The organism is Xanthomonas hydrangeae (assembly GCF_032697525.1).
GTDB classification, from domain to species: domain Bacteria; phylum Pseudomonadota; class Gammaproteobacteria; order Xanthomonadales; family Xanthomonadaceae; genus Xanthomonas; species Xanthomonas hydrangeae.
In genome coordinates, this window is sequence record NZ_CP103836.1 from 997,907 (window position 1) to 1,016,214 (window position 18,308).

Here is an 18,308-nt window from a genome sequence, read left to right on the forward strand (position 1 = left end):
CCAATATAGTACCAATTTGGCCGTAGCGCATCTGTGCGTTGCCGATCCCGGCGACAGCTCGCACTGCCCTGCCAATCGCAAGGTTCCGCGCATCACGCGGCGGCCGGGGCTGGCAGGATCTGGCAGGATCTGGCGGCGACAACCTGCAAGCATCGGCAGCAATGCAATCACTTGGCTCGCCGTGGCGTCACAACCGCAGATACCAGCGCCGCCGATCCATCCACCAGCCCATGCCCCAGCACAGCAGCGTGTAACTCAGTGCGCATAGCAGCGAGCCGAGCGGCCCCGGCGCGATGGTCTGGAAGACGCGGATACCGGCCCAGGCATACAGGTCCAGGCCGGAGCTGCCGGCCGGGAGCAGGCGCAGCACCACCACGAACAGTTCGGAGAACAGATAGATCGCCAGCGGGTTGCGCCCCAGCACGGTGAAAAAACCGCTGCCGCCGATCCATCCGCACAGCTCCAGCAGGTAGACGAGCAGGCCCAGGGCCAGTAGATCCAGGCCCACGGTGCAGGCGACGAACGACCCGCTCCAGAGCTTTTTCGACAGCGGCCAGGCCGGGTTCCACAGCAGCGCCAGCAGCACCAGGCCGGCGCCGGCCAGCAGCAGCGTGCGCGTGGCCGCAGCGGTCTTGCCGCGCCGCTGCAGGAAGCGCCCGGTCAGATAGCCGGCCAGCACGTTGACCGTGGCCGGCAGCGTGCCGAGCAGGCCTTCCGGGTCGAAGCCGTTGTCTTTGCGATACAGGTGCGCGCGCCCGTACAGCCACAGATCCAGCCGGGTGCCGGCGTTGCCGGTCTTGCTCAACTCGGCGCCGGGCTGGCCGAAGACATACAACACCGCCCAGTAGCCCAGCAGCAGCGCCACGCAGGCCGGCGCGATGCCGCGTGGCGGCAGATAGCGCACCAACAGCGCTGCGAGCAGATAGCACAAGCCGATGCGTTGCAGCACGCCGGTCAAGCGGAGTTGATCGATCGCGGTGAATGCCCATCCCTCACCGGGCTGCAGATGGAAGAACGGAAACCAGTACATCAGCACACCGCATAGGAAAATCAGCGCGGCGCGCTTGCCCACCCGGCCGAGAAACGGCCGATGCGGCGTGTCTGTCGCCAGCGCGAAGCTCATCGCGCTGCCGACTGCGAACAGGAACGAGGGAAACACCAGATCGGCGAGCGTGAAGCCGAACCAGGCCGCATGGGTCAGCTGCGCATACGCCTGTGCACCCGGCCCGGCAGTGTTGACCAGGATCATCAGGAAGATGGTCAGGCCACGGAAGACGTCCAGCGATAGAAAGCGTTCGCGCTTTGGCGTTAGCGTTGGCGATGCAGTGATCGCTGCAGCAGCGGGTACTTGTTCGCTCATTGCAGTTCCTTGCCCAGGCACTGCAGGTGGGTGCGAGGTGTGCGTTTGATGCCGATGGCGTGCGTGATTGCATCGCCGCTGCAGCGGTCATGCATGCCGAAGAAGCGCAAGACGGATCCGCTCATTGGGCGGCGCCTTGGACAGTTCCGTGCGTGGCGCCCTGCATGGCGTCGTCCGCAATTCCTTGCACCTCGCCTTGCACCTCGCTTTGCAGAGCGCTCGGCACATCGTCTTGCGCATCCACCTGCGCCAGCAACGTGCGCAGCCAGGTCAGTGGATCGCGTGGTGGCTGGCGCTTCGGCACGCTGCCCTGCTCTGCCCATTGGCGTTCCCAGGCTGCAAGCTGTTTGTTGAAGGCCGCTTCGTCGAACGGCGTGCCCGCCTTGCGCGCAGCCCGGTAGGCGCTCAGAAAGCGCGTCCAGCGTTGCAGATAGAAGTCCGCATACATGCCTTGCCATGCCTTGGACGCGTAATCGGCCAGATTACCGTCGCCGCCCCAGACGCTGACCTGCGCACGTGCGTTGCCGACATACACGCGACGCAACGCGGCATCGTCGCCCGCGGCAGCGGCCGCCTGGCCGGTCCAGTCGGCCAAGGTTTCATGTTGGCCGCCGACCAGTGCATCGAGTCCCTGCACCAATCGCGTCGTGCGCGCCAACAGCGCATCGCCGCGTGCGAAGTCGCCGGCGGCGTAGGCCTGCACCACCGCCTGCAGTTGGCGGTCGGCGTGCAGGCTGAGGTAATGCCGCGCGTCTTCGATCAGGTCGTAGCGGTACAGCGGTGCGTCTGCGTAACGGTCGGCTTGCTGCAATAGCGCGTCGATGGCGCGGCGCAGGCGTTGCGGATCGCCGGGGCGATCGTCGAATCCGACGATGTCGGCAGTCGGCCGCTTGAACAACAGATACGCGCCGGCCCGCTTGTTCCACCAGCGCGGCGACCAGTAGCGGGTCTGATAGATGCCCGCTTCCAGATCGGACCAGGCCTGCAGCAATGCCGCATCGCTACGACCGTAGCGGGCGCGCGTGTACTGCGTGAGCCACTGCGACCAGGACTGCTGCGGGCCTTCCCAGGCTAGCGCGTAGAGATACTCGTAGACTACCGAGTTGCTGTGCAAGCCTTCGGGAAACACGCCGAAGCCGCGCAGATTGCGTTTGTCCGGATCGGCCAGCAAGGCCTGCAGATCCTGTCGATAAAACGCAAAGTCGCCGTACAGCGGATTGCTGGCGCCGTAGTTGTGCACGTAGCCGTAGATCCATTGCTTGTTGTCGAAGGCCTGCGAGGCCTTCCAGGTGCCGGGATAACGGTCGTTGCCGATGTCCAGCACCATCAATCGCGCGTCGGGCACCTTGCCGAGAAACGCGGCGATCGCCTGCGGTTGCCAGAACTCGCGATCGGCACCGAACAGCCAGCCCTGCATCACCCAGGTGGCCTGCGGATTGACCTGGGCGATGGAGCGATACAACGCTTGACCGTACTCGGCCAGGCGTGCATCGCGTTGCGCTGGCGGCACCGCCTTTGCGCGTGCGGCATCGGAGTTGGCGATGCTGTCGCCGTACTTCGCCGCGGCCACGTCGCTGCCGTCGTCGGCCACCGGTGGCAGCATTTCGTTGAAGGCATCGGCCAGATAGAACTCGCCTGCGCCGTAGGTTTGCGTGTACAGCTCAAGGAATCGGCGCGCGACTTTGGCGAACAACGGATCGCGCGGATCCAGCCAATAGGTTTCGTGAAACCCCTCCCAGGCGCGCATGCGATAGATGCGCGCGTTCGGATGCGCCTGCGCGAATGCCTTGGGCACGTAGCCGGCAAACGCCGGGAGCACCGGCTGCATGCCGAGCTCGCGCATGCGCGTGAGGATCTGCGTCTGCAGCACGCGCTTGCTGTCGATCCACTGTTGCGGCAACGGCGCGCGATAACCCTCGATATTGCCCATGCGCTGCCACGGGGTGAACGCCGGGCCGGAGAAATACTCCGCCAACGCAGCATCGCCCACATCGAACTCGCGCCACAGCGCTTGCCAGATCGCTTCCTGCCCCTCCATCGCCAGCGGCATGTCGATGCCGTGCAACGCCATCCAGTCGATCTCGCGCTGCCAGCGCGGCCAGTCCCAGAACGGCGTGGTGTAGCCGTAGGTGCAGGTGTTGAGATAGGCGCGATGGGCAAACGGCGTGCGTACCTGGCCGCTGCTGTAGGCAGGCCATTGCGCCGGCAGTGCCACGCGGTCGCCTTCCCAACTCATCGAGGCCGCACCGGCCTGGCCGAGATACGCGTAGGCGCCGCGCGCCAAGGCCACCTGCGAGGAGCCGGCAATACGCACCGTGTCGCCACCGGCATCGATGCGATACCAGTCCGCGCCGTCGCCGCGTGGCGCCATAGTCATCTCGAACTGCGCCGCGCGCGCGCCGATCAGGCGTTGCACCACCGCTTGTGCGGGCGGCGCGGCCAGCACGGCGACTGGAATGGCGAGCAACGCGCTCAGCACTGCACCAGCAAACAGGCGCGCATGCGACGAGGGTGAAAACGATGAAGCGATCATGGCGAGGTCCGATAATGCACGGTGACGACGTCGTGGAAACCAAACGGCTGATCGGCGGCGACCTGCACGATCACCGCCAGCGTGCGCGCACCGGTCGCCGGCGCAAGCACCAAGTTGATCGGCGTGCCTGCTGCCGCTTGCGCCACCGCGCGGCCATCCAGAAACACCTGGGCCGGCCCGCTGAGCCGGCCCAGATCGAGCACGCCGCCGTGAGTCTGCACACCTTGCCACGGCGTGAACTGGGTGCGGTACAACACGTAGCCGGCGCGCTCGGGTGCGGTTTCCAACGTACCGGGTAGCGTATTGCTCCAGCTGTTGTTGTCGTTGGGACGGCGCGACAGATCCGGTGCCGGCGGCTGCGCGAAGGCGGCAGTATGGCGCCAGCTTTCGACCACCATCACTGGTGCGGTCACTGCCACAGCCGCTGGTAGCGGCACCGCCGTGCAGGCGATCTCGGTCACTGCATCTTGCAGTCCTGATGCACGCGCCTGCAGGCGCAGTACGCCGGCACCGCGGCCTGCCTGCACGATGGCCTGCGCCAGCCCGTTGAACAAGGCCACTTGCGTGGCCTGATCGGGTGCGTGCGCATTGGGGTCGCCATTGCCCACGCCCAGCAGCCGTCCGCCGCTGATCTGCAGCATCAGCGTTGCCTTGCAATCGGGCACGTGGCGGCCTTGCGCGTCCACCGCTTCCAACGTCACCGGCTGCGCATCGCGGCCATCGCCGCGTAGCTGGGTGCGGTCGGGCGTCAATCGCAGCGCGACCGCTGCGCCGGTGGTTTCCACCCGCGTACGCGCCACCTCGCGACCATCACGCCAGGCCACCGCTTCGAGGACGCCTGGCGCGTACTGCACCTGCCATTGATTCATCTGCGCGCGGTCCACCGCTTGTTTTCCCAGCGAGCGGCCGTTGAGCCACAGCTCCACCTGCGCGGCATTGCAGAACGCCATCACCTTGATCGCCTGACCTTCGCGGCCCGGCCAGTTCCAGTGCGGCAACAGATGCAGCACCGGCGCATCGTCGATCCACAACGCGCGCCGCAACCAATACGCTCCCTTGGGAAATCCGCACTGGTCCATGATGCCGAAGAACGAGCCCACCGACGGCCATTCGAACGGTGTGGGCTCACCGCGATAATCGAAGCCGGTCCACACGAAGCTGCCGGCAACGAACGGGCGCTCGGCAATCAGCTGCCAGGCGCGGCGATGGGTATTGCCCCAGTCGGCGGCCAGGCTGTCGTCTTCGGCCACCACGTGTGCGTCCAGATCGGTGAACCACGCACCGCGGGTCTGAAACGCGCTGGTGTCTTCACTGGACAGCATCGGCGTGCGCGGGCGCGCGGCATGCACGCGGTCGTAGTTGTACTGGCGATAGTTGAAGCCCAGCACGTCCACCACGTCGGCCGCGCCGCGCGTGGCGAACATGCCATCGTTCATGCCGGCGGTGATCGGGCGGGTGTCGTCCAGCGTGCGCACCACGCTGGCGGCGCGCGCCATGATGGCGTAGCCGGTGGCGGTGCCCTGCAGCGGCTCTTCGTTGAGCAGCGACCACGCAAACACGCTGGGATGGTTGCGTTGGCGCCGCACCATCGTTTGCAACAGCGCCACGTACTCGGGTGCGGGGTTGAACAGGCGGTTCTCGGCCATCACCAGCATGCCGAGCCGGTCGCAGGCCTGCAGCAATTCCGGCGCCACCGCGTGATGCAGGCGGATGGCATTGCAGCCCATCGATTTCAACCGACGCAGGCGAAACGCATGCAAGGCATCGGGCAGCGCCACACCGACCCCGGCATGGTCCTGATGCAGGCACACGCCCTTGATCTTGAGCGGCCGGCCATTGAGAAAAAAGCCGTGGTCGGCATCGAAGCGCAGGCTGCGAAAACCGATCTCGCACTCGATGCTGTCGCTACGACCGTCTTCCCCGCGCACATTCGCAAGCACCCGATACAGCACCGGTACGTCCACGCTCCAGCGCTGCGGCTGCGCGACCGAAACGCTCGCTTTTGCCTGCGCAGTGCCGAATGCAGCGACGCGTAGTTGCGTCTCGCCATGTGCCACCACAACATCACGTGCATCGCGTAGTTCGACATCTACCCAGGCCTCGGCAGGCTGCTCGCCACTGTTGACCAGCTCCAGCTCCACCGGCACCTGCCAGACATCGCCCGGGCCTTCGCGCGGCACCGCTGCCAGGCCATCGCCAGCAACATGCAACGGCGTACGCAACACCAGCCAGGTGTGCCTGTAGATGCCGCCGCCCTCGTACCACCAACCGTCCATCGCTTCGGCATCGACGCGGATGGCGATGCTGTTCAAGGCGTTGCCGTAGCGTGCAACGGGGGTCATGTCGATCACCAACCCGTTGTAGCCACTCCAGCTGCGCGCCATCAGCATGCCGTTGACCCATACGGTGGCATGGCTGGCGATGCCGTCCAGACGCAGCTCCACCGCCTGGCCGCGCGCGGACTCTTCCAGCCGCAACGTGCGCCGGTACCAGGCGATACCGCGCGGGCGATAGCCCTGCGCAATATTGGCGTCGGCACGCACCGGCTGCTCCACCACAAAATCGTGCGGCAGTTGCAGCTGGCGCCAGCCGGTATCGTCGAAGTCCGGCGCAGCCGCGCCCCAGGCCCGCCCGGCCTTGGCGTTGTCGTAGGTCTCGTCCTGCGCAAGCAGGCGCGGGAATGGCAGATCGCCGGCGTGGAAGCGCCAGCCTTCGTCCAGATCCAGCCATTGGCCACTGCCATCTTCAACCGATGGCGGCGGAGTGGCACGCGGCTTTCCGGTAACACCGGCGCGCGCAGTTGCGGCGCACGCCATGCCTGGAATCAGCGTCGGCACACCGAGCAACGACGAGGCGCAGACGCTGCCGGCGAGGAAGTCACGCCTGCGCATGGCAGCGCCCGACCGACAGCGTTGCGTACATGCCCCGCGGCCGACGCGCAGCAGCAACACCCGCAGCATCTTTGAAGTGCGCTTCCACAACAGCTGCAGCATTGCATTCGATGCGTGCTGCAGCACGCAGCCGTGCACACTGGCGCTGCGCTCCCTCCCCCGCCATCAAAGCATGTCCCACTGCATCGACAGGTAGTAGCTGCGACCGGTGACGCCAGTCATCTGCCAACGGCTGGTGATGTCCTTGTAGGCCTCTTCGGTACGGTTGGTGAGATTCAGGCCGCCCAGCTGGAAGCTGAGCTTGTCGCTGACCTGATAGCCGAGCACAACATCCAGCTGCGTGCGCGCCTTCATGGTGTGGCCTTCGCGCGCGAAGAAGCTGTCGCTGCTGTCCTGCTCGTACTCGCTGCGATGGTTGAGCGAGACGCGCGCCGAATAATGCTGGCTTTCCCAGTATGCGGTGGCGTTCCAGGTCTGCTCGGACAGATTGCGGATCTGGAATGCCGTATCGCGCTGCGGAATCACGCGGGTGAAGTTGGAGGTCACGCCGAAGCCGTAGATCGGCAGCCAGGCATCCAGCGATTGCGTCCAGCCAAGCTCGTAACCGCGAATCTTGACCTTGCTCGGATCGTTGGTGGTGGCGGTGATCTCGTAGATGTTGCCGCCGCCGTCCACGCAGTCGCCGGCCGCATTGCTGGACAGCGCGGTGCCGTTGAACGCGCCTGGGCAGACGATGCTGTTGAAGGTGCCGTTCTTGATGTTCTTCCAGAACCCGGCCACGGTGAGCGCGCCACCGTTGCCGTAATACCACTCCAGGCTCAGGTCGGCCTGGTCGGCGGTCAATGCCTTCAGATCGGTCTGGCCCTGGGTGACGATGAACGTGGTCGTCCCGCCGGTATTGGTGCCGGTGGAGATCGTTGAAGCGATGGCGGTGTTGCTGTCCAGGATCGGCCGCACCAGCACCTTGGCGGCGGCAAAGCGCAGCAGCAGGTCCTCGCGCATGTCCAGCACCAGATTCAGACTGGGCAACCAATTGGAATAGTCGTACGGCGCACGCGCGGTGCCGATCACCACGTTGGCGTCGTCGCTGGCGGCCTGCGCCTGGGTGAGGTAGGTGTCGGTGGTGCGTTTGGTGTTTTCATAACGCATGCCCACGTTGCCACGCAGGCGCATGCTGCCGATGTCGGTATCGATGCGCGCCATCGCATAGGCCGATGAAATGTCGTTCTCGATGCTGTAGCTGCTTTGCGGGGCGAACAGCACCGGCACGGTGATGCCGGCAGCCGCCAGCGAGCGCGCGTAGGCCGCGATGTCCGGGGTGACCCAGCTGTCCTGCGAGGCGAGTTGTCCGTCGAGGAAGTTGCTCACCGTGCTGTTGGCGGCCGACAGTTCCGGGAACATGTCGAAGCCCGACACGGCACCGGTTCTGAGCAGATACAGAAAATCGCGCCTGCGCACATCGCGGTCGAAGGTTTCGCGGCGGTATTTGGCACCAAAGCGCACCGCGTTCAACGCGCCCAGGTCCAGATAACGCTCGGCATCCAGTTGCAACGACCATTCCTTGTTGCTGAGCGACTGGATGCCGCCGTTGGGATACTCGCTACGCACCAGATTGGCCTTGTCCCAGGCGCTGGCATCGGTGGCGTCGGCATCGGTGATCAGCGAAATCGCATCCGGGTTCGAGGTATCCAGCAGCGTCGAGGTCGGCTTGCGGCCCAGGATCGCCGCGCGCTCGTTTTCGTCGGTCTTGCCTTCTGTGTAATTGGCCGCGCCATTCAAGGTCCAGGCATCGCCCTTCCACTTGAAGTCGTAGGTCAGCAGCCGCGTGGACAGATCGTGCTGTTCGATCTGGCGGTTGTTTTCCAGCCAGTAGTCCGACGCCGACACCTGCGTGGCGGTAAGCCCGTTGGTCTGCAGCACGGTCAGCGGGCTGCGCTCGAACGAGTACACCAACTGGTTCATGTCGTTGGCGGTCTTGTCCTGCGAATACAGCGCAGTGAGGTTCATTTCCACACTGTCGCTGGGCTTCCACTGCAGCCCGCCGTTGAACATCTTGCGGGTGGTTTCGCGCTCGATCGAGCGATAGCGCGGGCGGCGTGGAATGTACAGGGTGCCGGCGTCGGTTTGCTGCGTATACCAACGGTCGATCCACAGATAATCGGCGCGATCCTTGAGCTTCTGATACCCGGCGCTGAGCAACACGCCCAGATCGCCGCCACCGAATTTGAACTGGTCGATATAGGTCAGCACGCCCTTGGGCGTGGGCGCACCGCCGGCGAATTCGGCATATTGCGCCTTGGCCGAAAACAGCAGCTTGGTCTGCTTGTAGTCCAGCGGTCTGGTGGTGTTGATGTTGACTGTGCCGGACAATCCGCCGGCATCCATGTCGGCCGATGGCGACTTGATCACCTCGATCCCGGCGGCCACTTCCGGCTGGATGATGTCGTAGCGGAAACCATCGGTGAAATCGGCGCTCTTGATCACCTGACCGTTGATGGTGGTGGCTGAATACTGCGGGCCCAGACCGCGCACGCTGATGGTGGAGCCGCGCCCGTTGATGGTGGAGATCTGCACGCCGGGAATGCGTTGAATCGCCTCGGCGATGTTCTCGGCGGGAAACTTGCCGATGTCCTGCGCGGAAATGCCGTCGGTCATACGCACGTCGTCGCGCTTGTTGTCCATCGCGGTGATCAGGCTCTTCTGGTACGAGCTGGTGACCTTGACCGTATCGAGCTGGGAAATCTGCGCAGCGTCCGCAGGCGGCGACTCCTGCGCCTGCGCGCTGGCGCCGCAGGCAAGCAACGACAGCGCGATGGCGATGGACAGCGAGGAAGGCGAACAACAACGCAACGAGGCACGCGAGACAGGTGACATGGGAGATCCTGAGGTGGAATGGCTGGACGACGACGCGACTGGCATTCCGATCGATCAGCGATGACAGATCCCGGCGTTGGGCAACCCACCCGCACGCGCACAGGCCCCCAGTCCCGGACATCCGGAACCGCCTGCGATCTGTTGTTTGAGACACACCCCGTACGGCCCCCCGTGGGTGCCGATGCCGCCCCCTCCCAGGACGGACATCGCATGCCATTGCTGATCAACGGCCCTGACTGGCAAATACCAATTCAGTGGATTTGATTCTTATGGTCTTTAAAAGATTCTGTCAACAGTCACTATCGAAAGAGTTCGATGGCGCTGCCGGATTCGGGCTTCAATCCATCTTTTAACGGGTTTTAGTGGTGCGCGCCGGATCATCCGGGTGCAGCCCGGGTATCGTTGTCATAGGACCAGTCAGTAACCAATTCACAGACACCAGACCACTTTTTGCCGGCTCCGGACTATGTACGGCGCAGCGGAATGGGTGGAAGCTGCATCACAGTCCATCATTCCGGGCTCCTGCGTGACCGAACGCGATACGTGCGCTTCATCACTACAGCCGGTCGACTGCCGCGATGACTGCAGGCTGCGAAACGGCGACAACGTTGTCAGCGGACGGATCGGGTGTGGCGCTACATCGGCCTGGACGAAGACACCGGCCGCCACACATGCACGCTAATGGTGCAGAAGAAAGAGTGCCTGGCGCGTAGCAGGCAAAGCTGCGCTCAGCGCAGTTGACCCTGGTCGATGCGCAACAAGGTGCGCTCCGGGGTGGCGGCGAAGCCCAGCAATTGCAGGCCCACACCCAACACCGCGTCCTGACCCGGATCGACGCGCGACTGCAGCTGCCAGCGTCCGTCGCGCCACAGTTGCAGCTGTGCGCTGGCCTGCACGCCTGCAGGCAGCGCGGCGTCCGGCAGCAGCGTCAGCACCGCCGTGTCGTCCACGCACACCGGTTGCCCGGACAACCGCAACGGCGGCAAGCCCGGCAGCTCGCCCGCGCCACTCGCCAGCAGTTGCAGGCCGACCCGCCCACCTGCCTGCACGCAGCCGGTGGCATCGAACAGCAGATCCACCTGCTGCAGCTCCAACGCCAGATCGATCAACGCCATGCCCGCTGGCTGACGTACCAGCAGCTGCCCTTGCGCATCGCCGATACCGTGTTGCGTGCCATCCATCAGCAGCAGTTGCAGCTGCGTGGTCTGCAAGTGCACCTGACGCTCGCCACGCAACAACGGCCAGACGCGCGGCCGCACCGTGACATCGCCGAACGCGATGCCTTGCCATTGCACCTGCCGCAACGTGCCGGCCCATACCGGCCCTTCCACGTCCAGGACCGAGAACGGCAGCCCTTCGCGTGGCAGCACCAGGCGCAGTGGCAGCCATGCCAGCATTGCGACCAACAACATCAGTGCAAATACCAGAATCCAACGCGTGCGCGTCACGGTGCGGGCTCCGCAAACCCGCAGCGTACCCGCAGTTGGCCCTGGTCGCGCACGATGCTCAGCAGCATCGGTACCAGGCCATGTGCTTGCCGCAGCCGCTCCAGCCAGGCGAACAAGGTGGTAGCGCTCACCCCATCGATCTTCACTTCCACGCCGCCCCCAGCGCTGCGCTGCTGCGAGGTGATGCCGATACCGGCATCGCGTGCACTGCTTGCGATGATCTCGGCCAGCCCAGCTGTGCCCGCTGCGATGGGACGCTTGGTTGCCGACCTCTGCGCGGATGCATCCAGTACCATCTGCGCCGCATCTGCGTAACGCGCCTGCGCCTGTACACGCCAGTGCCGCAGCGGCAGGTAAAGCGCATACCAACCGACGAACGCGGCCACTGCGGCACACATCACGCCCAGCATCACCCGCTCGCGCGGCGCACGCGTTTGCCACCACTGCATCCCGCGTTGCAGACGTGCACTCATCGCAGGGGCTCCAGCACGAATGGCGTGCGCAGGCGATCGTCCTCGCTCTGACTGGTGCCAGCTTGCAACTTCCACCCTGCCTCGGCCAGCCGCGCGGATAGCTGCTGCACGCTGGCGGCATCGGTATGCAGCAATGTGGCCCGCAACGGCTGTGCGGATTGATAGTCGAGCTGATCCAGTTCGGCAGCGGGAATGGCATCGACTGCGGCGAACAAGGTGCCGAGCTGCACCGCCAGGGTATCGACCGCTGCGCCCGCATGCCGACGTGCCTGCAGCGCTGCCGGCACCGCCGCTGCGTCGTGCACGCTCAACTGCGCGGCGGCGCGCGACTGCAGCATGCGCGCACCGATCTCGTAGCGCAGCGTCTGCGCCAGCATCAGCAACAGTGGCGACAGCAACACCAGCGCAGCCAACGCCGCAAGACGACGCGGCGTGACCATCTGCGCAGTGGCCGGCTTTGCGGCGAATGCCTGCTGCAGCAGATTGATCGGCGCACGTGTGGCGCATCGGGCAAAGCAGGCGATCGTCAGCGCAGGATCGGACGTTGCCGGCTGTACCGGTGCGCGCTCGCCCAGCAGCATGCGTGCAACCTCGGGCTCCAGGCTGCAGGCCAGGCCTGCGGCGCGGATCAGCCAGCGGCCATCCCAGTCCATCACTGCCGCCGCAGCGTCGGCGCCGGGCTCTAGCAGCAGGCAATCGGGCACCACGGCATCGGGGGTGACGCCTAGCTGCGCTGCGCGCGCCAACCACTGCTGCATCACCGCGCTCTCCACCGCAGCCACCAGGCGCGTGCCATCGGCTTCGGCAGTCTCGGCGATCACCACATGCAAGGTCTGCGTCTCCACGGCCAGGTGCTCGGCCAGTTGCAGGCGTGCGGCGGCAACCGATTGCGCGATGCTGCGGCCAGGCAATGTCAGCCAGCGCAACTGCACGTCCACGCCCGGCACCACCAGCACGCAGCGTGCAGACGCTTCAAACGGCGCGCTGGCCGCGCGTTGCGACAGCACCTGGCCGTGCGCATCGACGCGCACGGCAATGGCTTGCGCAGTGGCATCGTCGGTCAGCAACAGCAAGGTGGTACTCATTCGTCGGAACTCCATTGGCGTGCCACCAGCCGCACACGCCCCGCAGGATCTTGCTGCAACAAGGCATCCAGCATGACCTGCGCGCCGGCATGGTCGACCTGGCTGTAGAGGGAGAAATAGCTGGTGCGTAGTGCGAATTGTGCCAATACGGCGTTGGAAGGCTCGGCCTGTATCAGCGCAGGCTGGCTCAGGAACGTCTTGGCGTCGCGCCATCCTCCGGCCGGCCGCGCGGCAATGACGCGTCGCGCAGCTGGCAATCCCAACGCGCCTTCGGTCAGCGCCACCAACACCGGTGCCTCTTCCAGGCTGAGCGTATTGATATTGATCGGCGACAAGCGCCCCTCCGGCAATGCACACACATACGGCCGCAGCTGCGCGATCACCTGCGGCGTATAGCCGGCGATGGCGCGCAGTTCGCTGACGCCCGCCAGCAAGGTCGCCCCGGTGCGCAACGGCACTGCCAGTTGCAGGTAACGATCGTCTTCGGCGCCCTGCGCACCGGGTTGGCTGTCGCTGTCGATCCAGTCCACCAGCGCATCGCTCAAGGCCTGCGCCTGGTGCGGCGCGATGCCGAGCACCTGCAGCAACGCGACGTATTGGCGTGTGCCCTCGTCGTTGCGTTGCCATTGCTCGGGAGCGCCGGCGACCACACTGTTGAGATTGAAGCAGCCGCCGCGGTCGCGCAAACGCACGCTCACCGCGCCGTCGTCCAGCGGGAAGGTGATCGGTTGATCGTTCCAGCCGCCCTCCAGCGTGGTGCGCATCGGGTCGCGCCTGGCCAATGCCTGCAGACGTTGCCGCGCAACGGTTTCGGTGCCCAGCGCGTACCACTGCGCCTGCGTCATCGCCTCGCCATTGCCGCTACGACGCAGACCGAAGCGCAGATCGTCCAGCACCGCCACCATCAGCAGCGTCATCACCGCGACCAGCAACAACACCGTCAGCAGTGCGACGCCGCGTTGCTGCGTGCGTGCGTTCAAGGCCGTCATCCGCGCCCCTCCGGCAGCAGGAACAACTGGCGCACGCGGCCCCATTGCTCCAGATCCAGCTCCAGCGAAATCGCATCCGGCAGTGCGTCGAGCCCACCACTCCATCCATCGCTCCATTGCGCGCGGTAATGAAAGCCCACGACTGCAGAGCGCACACCGTGCAACACCACCTGCGGCGTGCCGGCGACAGCGCCGTCGAGTGCTGGGCGTGCACTGCGCTCCAGGCGTCCATCGACCAGGCGGTATTCGACGTATTGCAATGACGCGCGCGGCGTCTGATCCGGGTTGCTCCAACCGCGCCGCACAAAGCCAAACAACGGCCCAGACACACCCGGCGGGCTTGCAATGAACGCGGTGCGTGCAGCGCCACCCTCGCTATTGCGCGTGCGCCGCACTGCGGCCTGTTGTAGATCGCTGCGTAGCAGACCGTGCGCAAGTTGAAACTCGCGAATCTGCTGCAGGCGTGCACGCACCGCATCGCGCTGATCGATGCTCTGCCGCATCACCACCACTGCCGCGACTGCCACCAATGCGAATACCGCCAGTGCGACCAGCAGCTCGATCAAGGTGAAGCCGGCACTGCCATGGGTACACACTGCGGCACGACGTGCGCGGATCATTCGGCGCTCCGCAAGACGCTGAGGCTGGCGATTTCCTGCGCCTGGGCTGCAGCCCGCACCTGCACCTGGATCCGCACAACGCCTGCGCCGCCGGCCGGCATCGACGTTCGCTGCCAGTCCCATGTGCGTCCGCCCAGTGCCTCTTGCCCATTCGCCGGCGCCAGCGCTGCGGCCGTAGGCGCAAGCATCGCTTCGACTGCCTGATTCTCTGCAACTACCGCAGCAAACGCACGTTCTTCCAGCACCGCCGCAGTGCGCGTACTTTCGCCGGACAAATTCAGCAAGCCAACCACGGCCATACCGAAGATCGCCAGCGCGACCATCAGTTCGAGTAGCGAAAATCCAGCGCTGTCATGGCGATTAGCGTTGTGGCGCATCGACCCGCACCACGCCGGCTGCATCCACCAAGACCTGCACCTGCTGTTGACCGTCAGCCAGCGCGATACGTTGCGGCGTCGCCGCGCCGGTAGGATCGAAACGCACGCTCACTTGCGTGCCGCCAACCGGCAATGCGGTCTGCACGCCATCCGGCCAACGCATGGCAACGAAAGGTTTTTCATCCAGCGGCACCCAACGCTGCTGCGCCTGACGTCGGAATGCATATCCACCCGCATCGACGGTCACCTCGACCATGCGCAGGCTCAGGATCGCCTCGTCGCGTGCGTGCAGCAGCGCGCTGGCCAAAGCATCGGCCTGGTCGTGCAGATCGCGCCGCGTATCGGGCAAGGTCATCACCACCAAGGTGCTGGCGAGTGCGGTGATCACCAACACCACGAGCAGTTCGAGCAAGGTGAAGCCACGCGTGCGCGCAGGCGACATGCGCACGGGTGATGGTCTTGCGGTGGCCGTCTGCGCGAGCACCGTTGCAACTCAGCGCCAGTTGCCGATATCGGCATTGTCGACGTCGCCGCCTTCCACGCCATCGGCGCCGAACGAGTACACATCGAAGCCACCACTGCGGCCCGGGCGACGGTACTGATACGCATGGCCCCATGGATCTTCCGGCAGGCGGCGGATATAGCCGCCCTGGCGATACCGCTCGGGCCGGGTCAATCCGCCCGGTGCACTGAGCAGCGCCTGCAAACCTTGTTCGGTACTCGGGTAGCTGAGGTTGTCCAACCGATAGGTTTCCAGTGCCTGTTCCAGCACCGCCACATCGGCGCGCGCCTTTTCCACCATGGCACGGTCCTGGCTGGGCATCACGTTGATCATCACCACCGTGGCCAGCAGGCCGATGATGACGATCACCACCATCAACTCGACCAGGGTGAAGCCGCGCATGCGCCCGCGCGATGTGAGCAAGCCGATGCGTGCGCGAGGATGGATGGACTGCATGAGGATCTCCAGGGATAAGCGGCCGCGCTCAACCAAGCGCGAGGGTGTTGAATTGCAGGATGGGCAGCAGGATCGACAGCACGATCACCGCCACCACGCCGCCGAGCAGCACGATGATGGCCGGCTCCAGCAGGCTCATCGCCGCGGTGGTGAACGAGGCGAATTCGCGCTCCAGATAATCGGCGGCGCGTTCCAGCATCGGCGACAGGCGCCCGCTGTTTTCGCCGCTGGAGGCCATGTACAACAGCGTCGGTGGAAAGACGCCGGCCCGCTTCATCGCCGCGGCCAGGCTGCCGCCCTCACGGATCGCGGTGACCATGTTGTCTGTGGCCAGCCGCAACGCGCGGTTGTCGACCGTGCGCGCGGCGATCATCAAGCCTTCCATCAACGGCAGCCCGCTGTTGACCATGATGGCCAGGGTGCGCGCCATGCGTGCGGCGTGCAGATCGCGGATCAACCTGCCGAGCAAGGGCGCACGCAGCACCGCGCGATCGGCCGCCAGGCGCAGCTCCGGGCGCTTGAGCAACCGCAGCGCCGCGATCACCGCAATGACCAACGCCACCAGCAACGGAATGCCCGCATGCAACAGAAAGTTGGAGACGCCAATCACCATGCGCGTCAGCAACGGCAACGCACGCCCCATCGAATCGAACTGGTCCACCACCTTGGGCACCACGAAGGTCATCAGCACGATCACCACCGCACCGGCGGTCAAGGCCAACGCCGCCGGGTAGACCAGTGCAGACTGCAACTTGCTGCGCACCTGCGCCTGCCGTTCCAGCAAGTCCGCCAGACGCTCCAGCACCTGCGGCAACGCACCGGCGCTTTCGCCCGCGGCCACCATCGCGCGATACAGCGGCGGAAACGCGTTGCCCTGGCGCGTCATCGCATCGGACAGACGAAAGCCTTCGACCACCAGCCCGTGCGTCTGGCTGGTGACCCGGCGCACGCCGCGGCGTTCGGACTGGGTGCCGATGGTGCGCAGCGCTTCTTCCAGCGGCGCGGTCTCCACCAGTGTGGCGAGCTGGCGGGTGAACAACACCAGATCCTTGCCGCTGAAACGCGCCGGGCGCACGCTGCTGGTCGCTACCGCCGCCTCCACGCGCACCGGTACCCACTGCCGCTGTTCCAACTGCGCACGCGCACTGTGCGCGTTGTCGGCAGTGATCACGCCCTGGCGGCTGTGCCCGTGCAGATCGAGCACGGTGTAATCAAACCGAGGCATGCGCATCGTCCTGTTGGCGGGTGACGCGCAACGCTTCTTCCAATGTGGTGAGACCCTGGAGCACCGCCGCGCGCGCGGCATCGCCCAGGCGCGGTACGCGTGCAAAGGCCACCGCCGCCAACGCGTCTTCGTCGGCGTTGTCGCCGATCAGGCGCCGCATCGCATCGTCCACCGCGATGGCTTCGTAAATGCCCACGCGCCCGGCATAACCGCTGTGGTGGCAGGCCGTGCAGCCCACTGCGCTATAGATCGTTGCCGCGTCCGTGGCATCCAACATCTGGCACGTGCCGGCATCCAGCGGGCGCGGTGCGCGGCACTGCGTGCACAGGCGCCGCACCAGCCGCTGCGCCAGAATCAATCGCAGGCTCGATGCCAGCAGAAACGGTTCGATACCCATGTCGCGCAGGCGCGTGACCGCACCCACCGCATCGTTGGTGTGCACGGTGGACAGCACCAGGTGGCCGGTCAGACTGGCCTGCACGGCAATCTGCGCGGTTTCGGTGTCGCGGATCTCGCCGATCATCACCACGTCCGGATCCTGCCGCAGGATCGCGCGCAAGCCGGCCGCAAACGTCATGCCCACGCGCGCGTTGACCTGGGTCTGACCGACACCGTCGATGGCGTATTCCACCGGGTCTTCCACCGTGAGGATATTGCGCGAGCCATCGTTGAGCAGGCTCAGCGCCGCATACAGCGTGGTGGTCTTGCCCGAACCGGTCGGCCCAGTGACCAGCACGATGCCGTTGGGCACCTGCAAGGCGCGCTGCACGGTGTGCATCACCGCCGGCGGCATGCCCAACTGTGCCAACGACAGCGTGCCCTGCTCCTTGTCCAGAATTCGCAGCACCACGCGCTCGCTGCTGCGCGTAGGCAGCGTGGAGACACGTACATCCAACGCTTTGGCACCCATCACCAACGACACGCGGCCATCTTGCGGAATGCGTTTTTCGGCGATATCCAGGCGTGCCATCACCTTCACGCGCGACACCAGCAGCGGAGCAATGCGTCCGGGCAAGGTCGCCGCTTCGCGCATCACGCCATCCACGCGCAGCCGCACGCGCAGGCGCGATTCATAGGATTCCAGATGCACGTCCGAAGCGCCCAGGCGCGCGGCCTCGGCGATGATGCCGTTGATCAAACGGATGATCGGCGCATCGTCCTGGCTGTCGAGCAGATCGGCAGTGGGGATGTCGTCGATCAACGAATCCAGGCTGCCGTGCAGGTCCAGCGCCTCCACCTGCACGCCCTGCTCCATGCCGGCATCGGCGTAGGTCTCCGACACGTGCCGGTCGAAGACCGACGGTGCCAGCGTGCGTACCTGCAATGGCAGGCCCAGCGCACGCCGCAGCTCGATCAGGGCCTGCACATCGCCGCCTTCGCGCAGGCCGATCTGCGCGGCGCTGTCGCTGCCGAGCAGCACCACGCCGTGGCGCTTGGCGAACGCATAGGAAATGCTGGCGCGCGCAGTGTTCATG

The 18,308-nt window shown here is 65.5% G+C and carries 15 protein-coding genes; all 15 read right to left on the reverse strand.

Features of this window, described 5'->3' with window-relative positions:
• Window positions 1-187 precede the first annotated feature (187 nt).
• The 15 genes from NYR97_RS04015 to gspE all read right to left on the reverse strand — a co-directional run bounded on the left by NYR97_RS04015 (window position 188) and on the right by gspE (window position 18,307).
• A complete protein-coding gene (locus NYR97_RS04015) occupies window positions 188-1,360 on the reverse strand; it encodes an acyltransferase family protein (RefSeq protein WP_316696788.1) in 1,173 nt (390 codons plus the stop codon).
• Window positions 1,357-1,485 carry a hypothetical protein gene (locus NYR97_RS04020; protein ID WP_275415014.1) on the reverse strand — a complete coding sequence of 43 codons (129 nt, stop codon included), beginning with the start codon at window positions 1,483-1,485 and terminating at the stop codon, window positions 1,357-1,359. Before NYR97_RS04020 ends, NYR97_RS04015 begins: the two co-directional genes overlap by 4 nt.
• Window positions 1,482-3,893 (reverse strand): alpha-N-acetylglucosaminidase, encoded by a 2,412-nt coding sequence (locus tag NYR97_RS04025; protein WP_316696789.1) that lies wholly within the window; start codon window positions 3,891-3,893, stop codon window positions 1,482-1,484. The genes NYR97_RS04020 and NYR97_RS04025 overlap by 4 nt, the downstream gene beginning before the upstream one ends.
• Entirely contained in the window at window positions 3,890-6,784 is a 2,895-nt protein-coding gene (gene galA, locus NYR97_RS04030) for a beta-galactosidase GalA (RefSeq protein WP_316696790.1), read from the reverse strand. The genes NYR97_RS04025 and galA overlap by 4 nt, the downstream gene beginning before the upstream one ends.
• A gap of 165 nt (window positions 6,785-6,949) precedes the next feature.
• The gene (locus tag NYR97_RS04035) at window positions 6,950-9,658 is read right to left on the reverse strand and encodes a TonB-dependent receptor (RefSeq protein WP_316696791.1); all 2,709 of its coding nucleotides are present in this window, start codon (window positions 9,656-9,658) and stop codon (window positions 6,950-6,952) included.
• A 728-nt stretch (window positions 9,659-10,386) separates the two neighbouring features.
• A complete protein-coding gene (gene gspN / locus NYR97_RS04040) occupies window positions 10,387-11,070 on the reverse strand; it encodes a type II secretion system protein N (RefSeq protein WP_316698007.1) in 684 nt (227 codons plus the stop codon).
• Between the two features lie 32 nt (window positions 11,071-11,102).
• Window positions 11,103-11,579: a type II secretion system protein GspM gene (gene gspM, locus NYR97_RS04045; protein WP_316696792.1), complete on the reverse strand. Its 477-nt coding sequence runs from the start codon at window positions 11,577-11,579 to the stop codon at window positions 11,103-11,105.
• Window positions 11,576-12,664 carry a type II secretion system protein GspL gene (gspL, locus tag NYR97_RS04050; protein WP_316696793.1) on the reverse strand — a complete coding sequence of 363 codons (1,089 nt, stop codon included), beginning with the start codon at window positions 12,662-12,664 and terminating at the stop codon, window positions 11,576-11,578. Before gspL ends, gspM begins: the two co-directional genes overlap by 4 nt.
• Window positions 12,661-13,653, reverse strand: a complete 993-nt coding sequence (gene gspK / locus NYR97_RS04055; protein WP_316696794.1) for a type II secretion system minor pseudopilin GspK — start codon at window positions 13,651-13,653, stop codon at window positions 12,661-12,663. Before gspK ends, gspL begins: the two co-directional genes overlap by 4 nt.
• On the reverse strand, window positions 13,650-14,273 hold the full coding sequence (gene gspJ, locus NYR97_RS04060) for a type II secretion system minor pseudopilin GspJ (protein ID WP_316696795.1): 624 nt from the start codon (window positions 14,271-14,273) through the stop codon (window positions 13,650-13,652). Before gspJ ends, gspK begins: the two co-directional genes overlap by 4 nt.
• Entirely contained in the window at window positions 14,270-14,650 is a 381-nt protein-coding gene (gene gspI / locus NYR97_RS04065) for a type II secretion system minor pseudopilin GspI (protein WP_316696796.1), read from the reverse strand. The genes gspJ and gspI overlap by 4 nt, the downstream gene beginning before the upstream one ends.
• Window positions 14,634-15,092, reverse strand: coding sequence for a GspH/FimT family pseudopilin (locus NYR97_RS04070; protein ID WP_425613063.1), 459 nt, complete (start codon window positions 15,090-15,092; stop codon window positions 14,634-14,636). The genes gspI and NYR97_RS04070 overlap by 17 nt, the downstream gene beginning before the upstream one ends.
• A gap of 51 nt (window positions 15,093-15,143) precedes the next feature.
• Entirely contained in the window at window positions 15,144-15,608 is a 465-nt protein-coding gene (gene gspG, locus NYR97_RS04075; RefSeq protein WP_316696798.1) for a type II secretion system major pseudopilin GspG, read from the reverse strand.
• A 28-nt stretch (window positions 15,609-15,636) separates the two neighbouring features.
• Entirely contained in the window at window positions 15,637-16,833 is a 1,197-nt protein-coding gene (gene gspF / locus NYR97_RS04080) for a type II secretion system inner membrane protein GspF (protein WP_316696799.1), read from the reverse strand.
• A complete protein-coding gene (gene gspE / locus NYR97_RS04085; RefSeq protein ID WP_316696800.1) occupies window positions 16,820-18,307 on the reverse strand; it encodes a type II secretion system ATPase GspE in 1,488 nt (495 codons plus the stop codon). Before gspE ends, gspF begins: the two co-directional genes overlap by 14 nt.
• Window position 18,308: the final 1 nt, after the last annotated feature.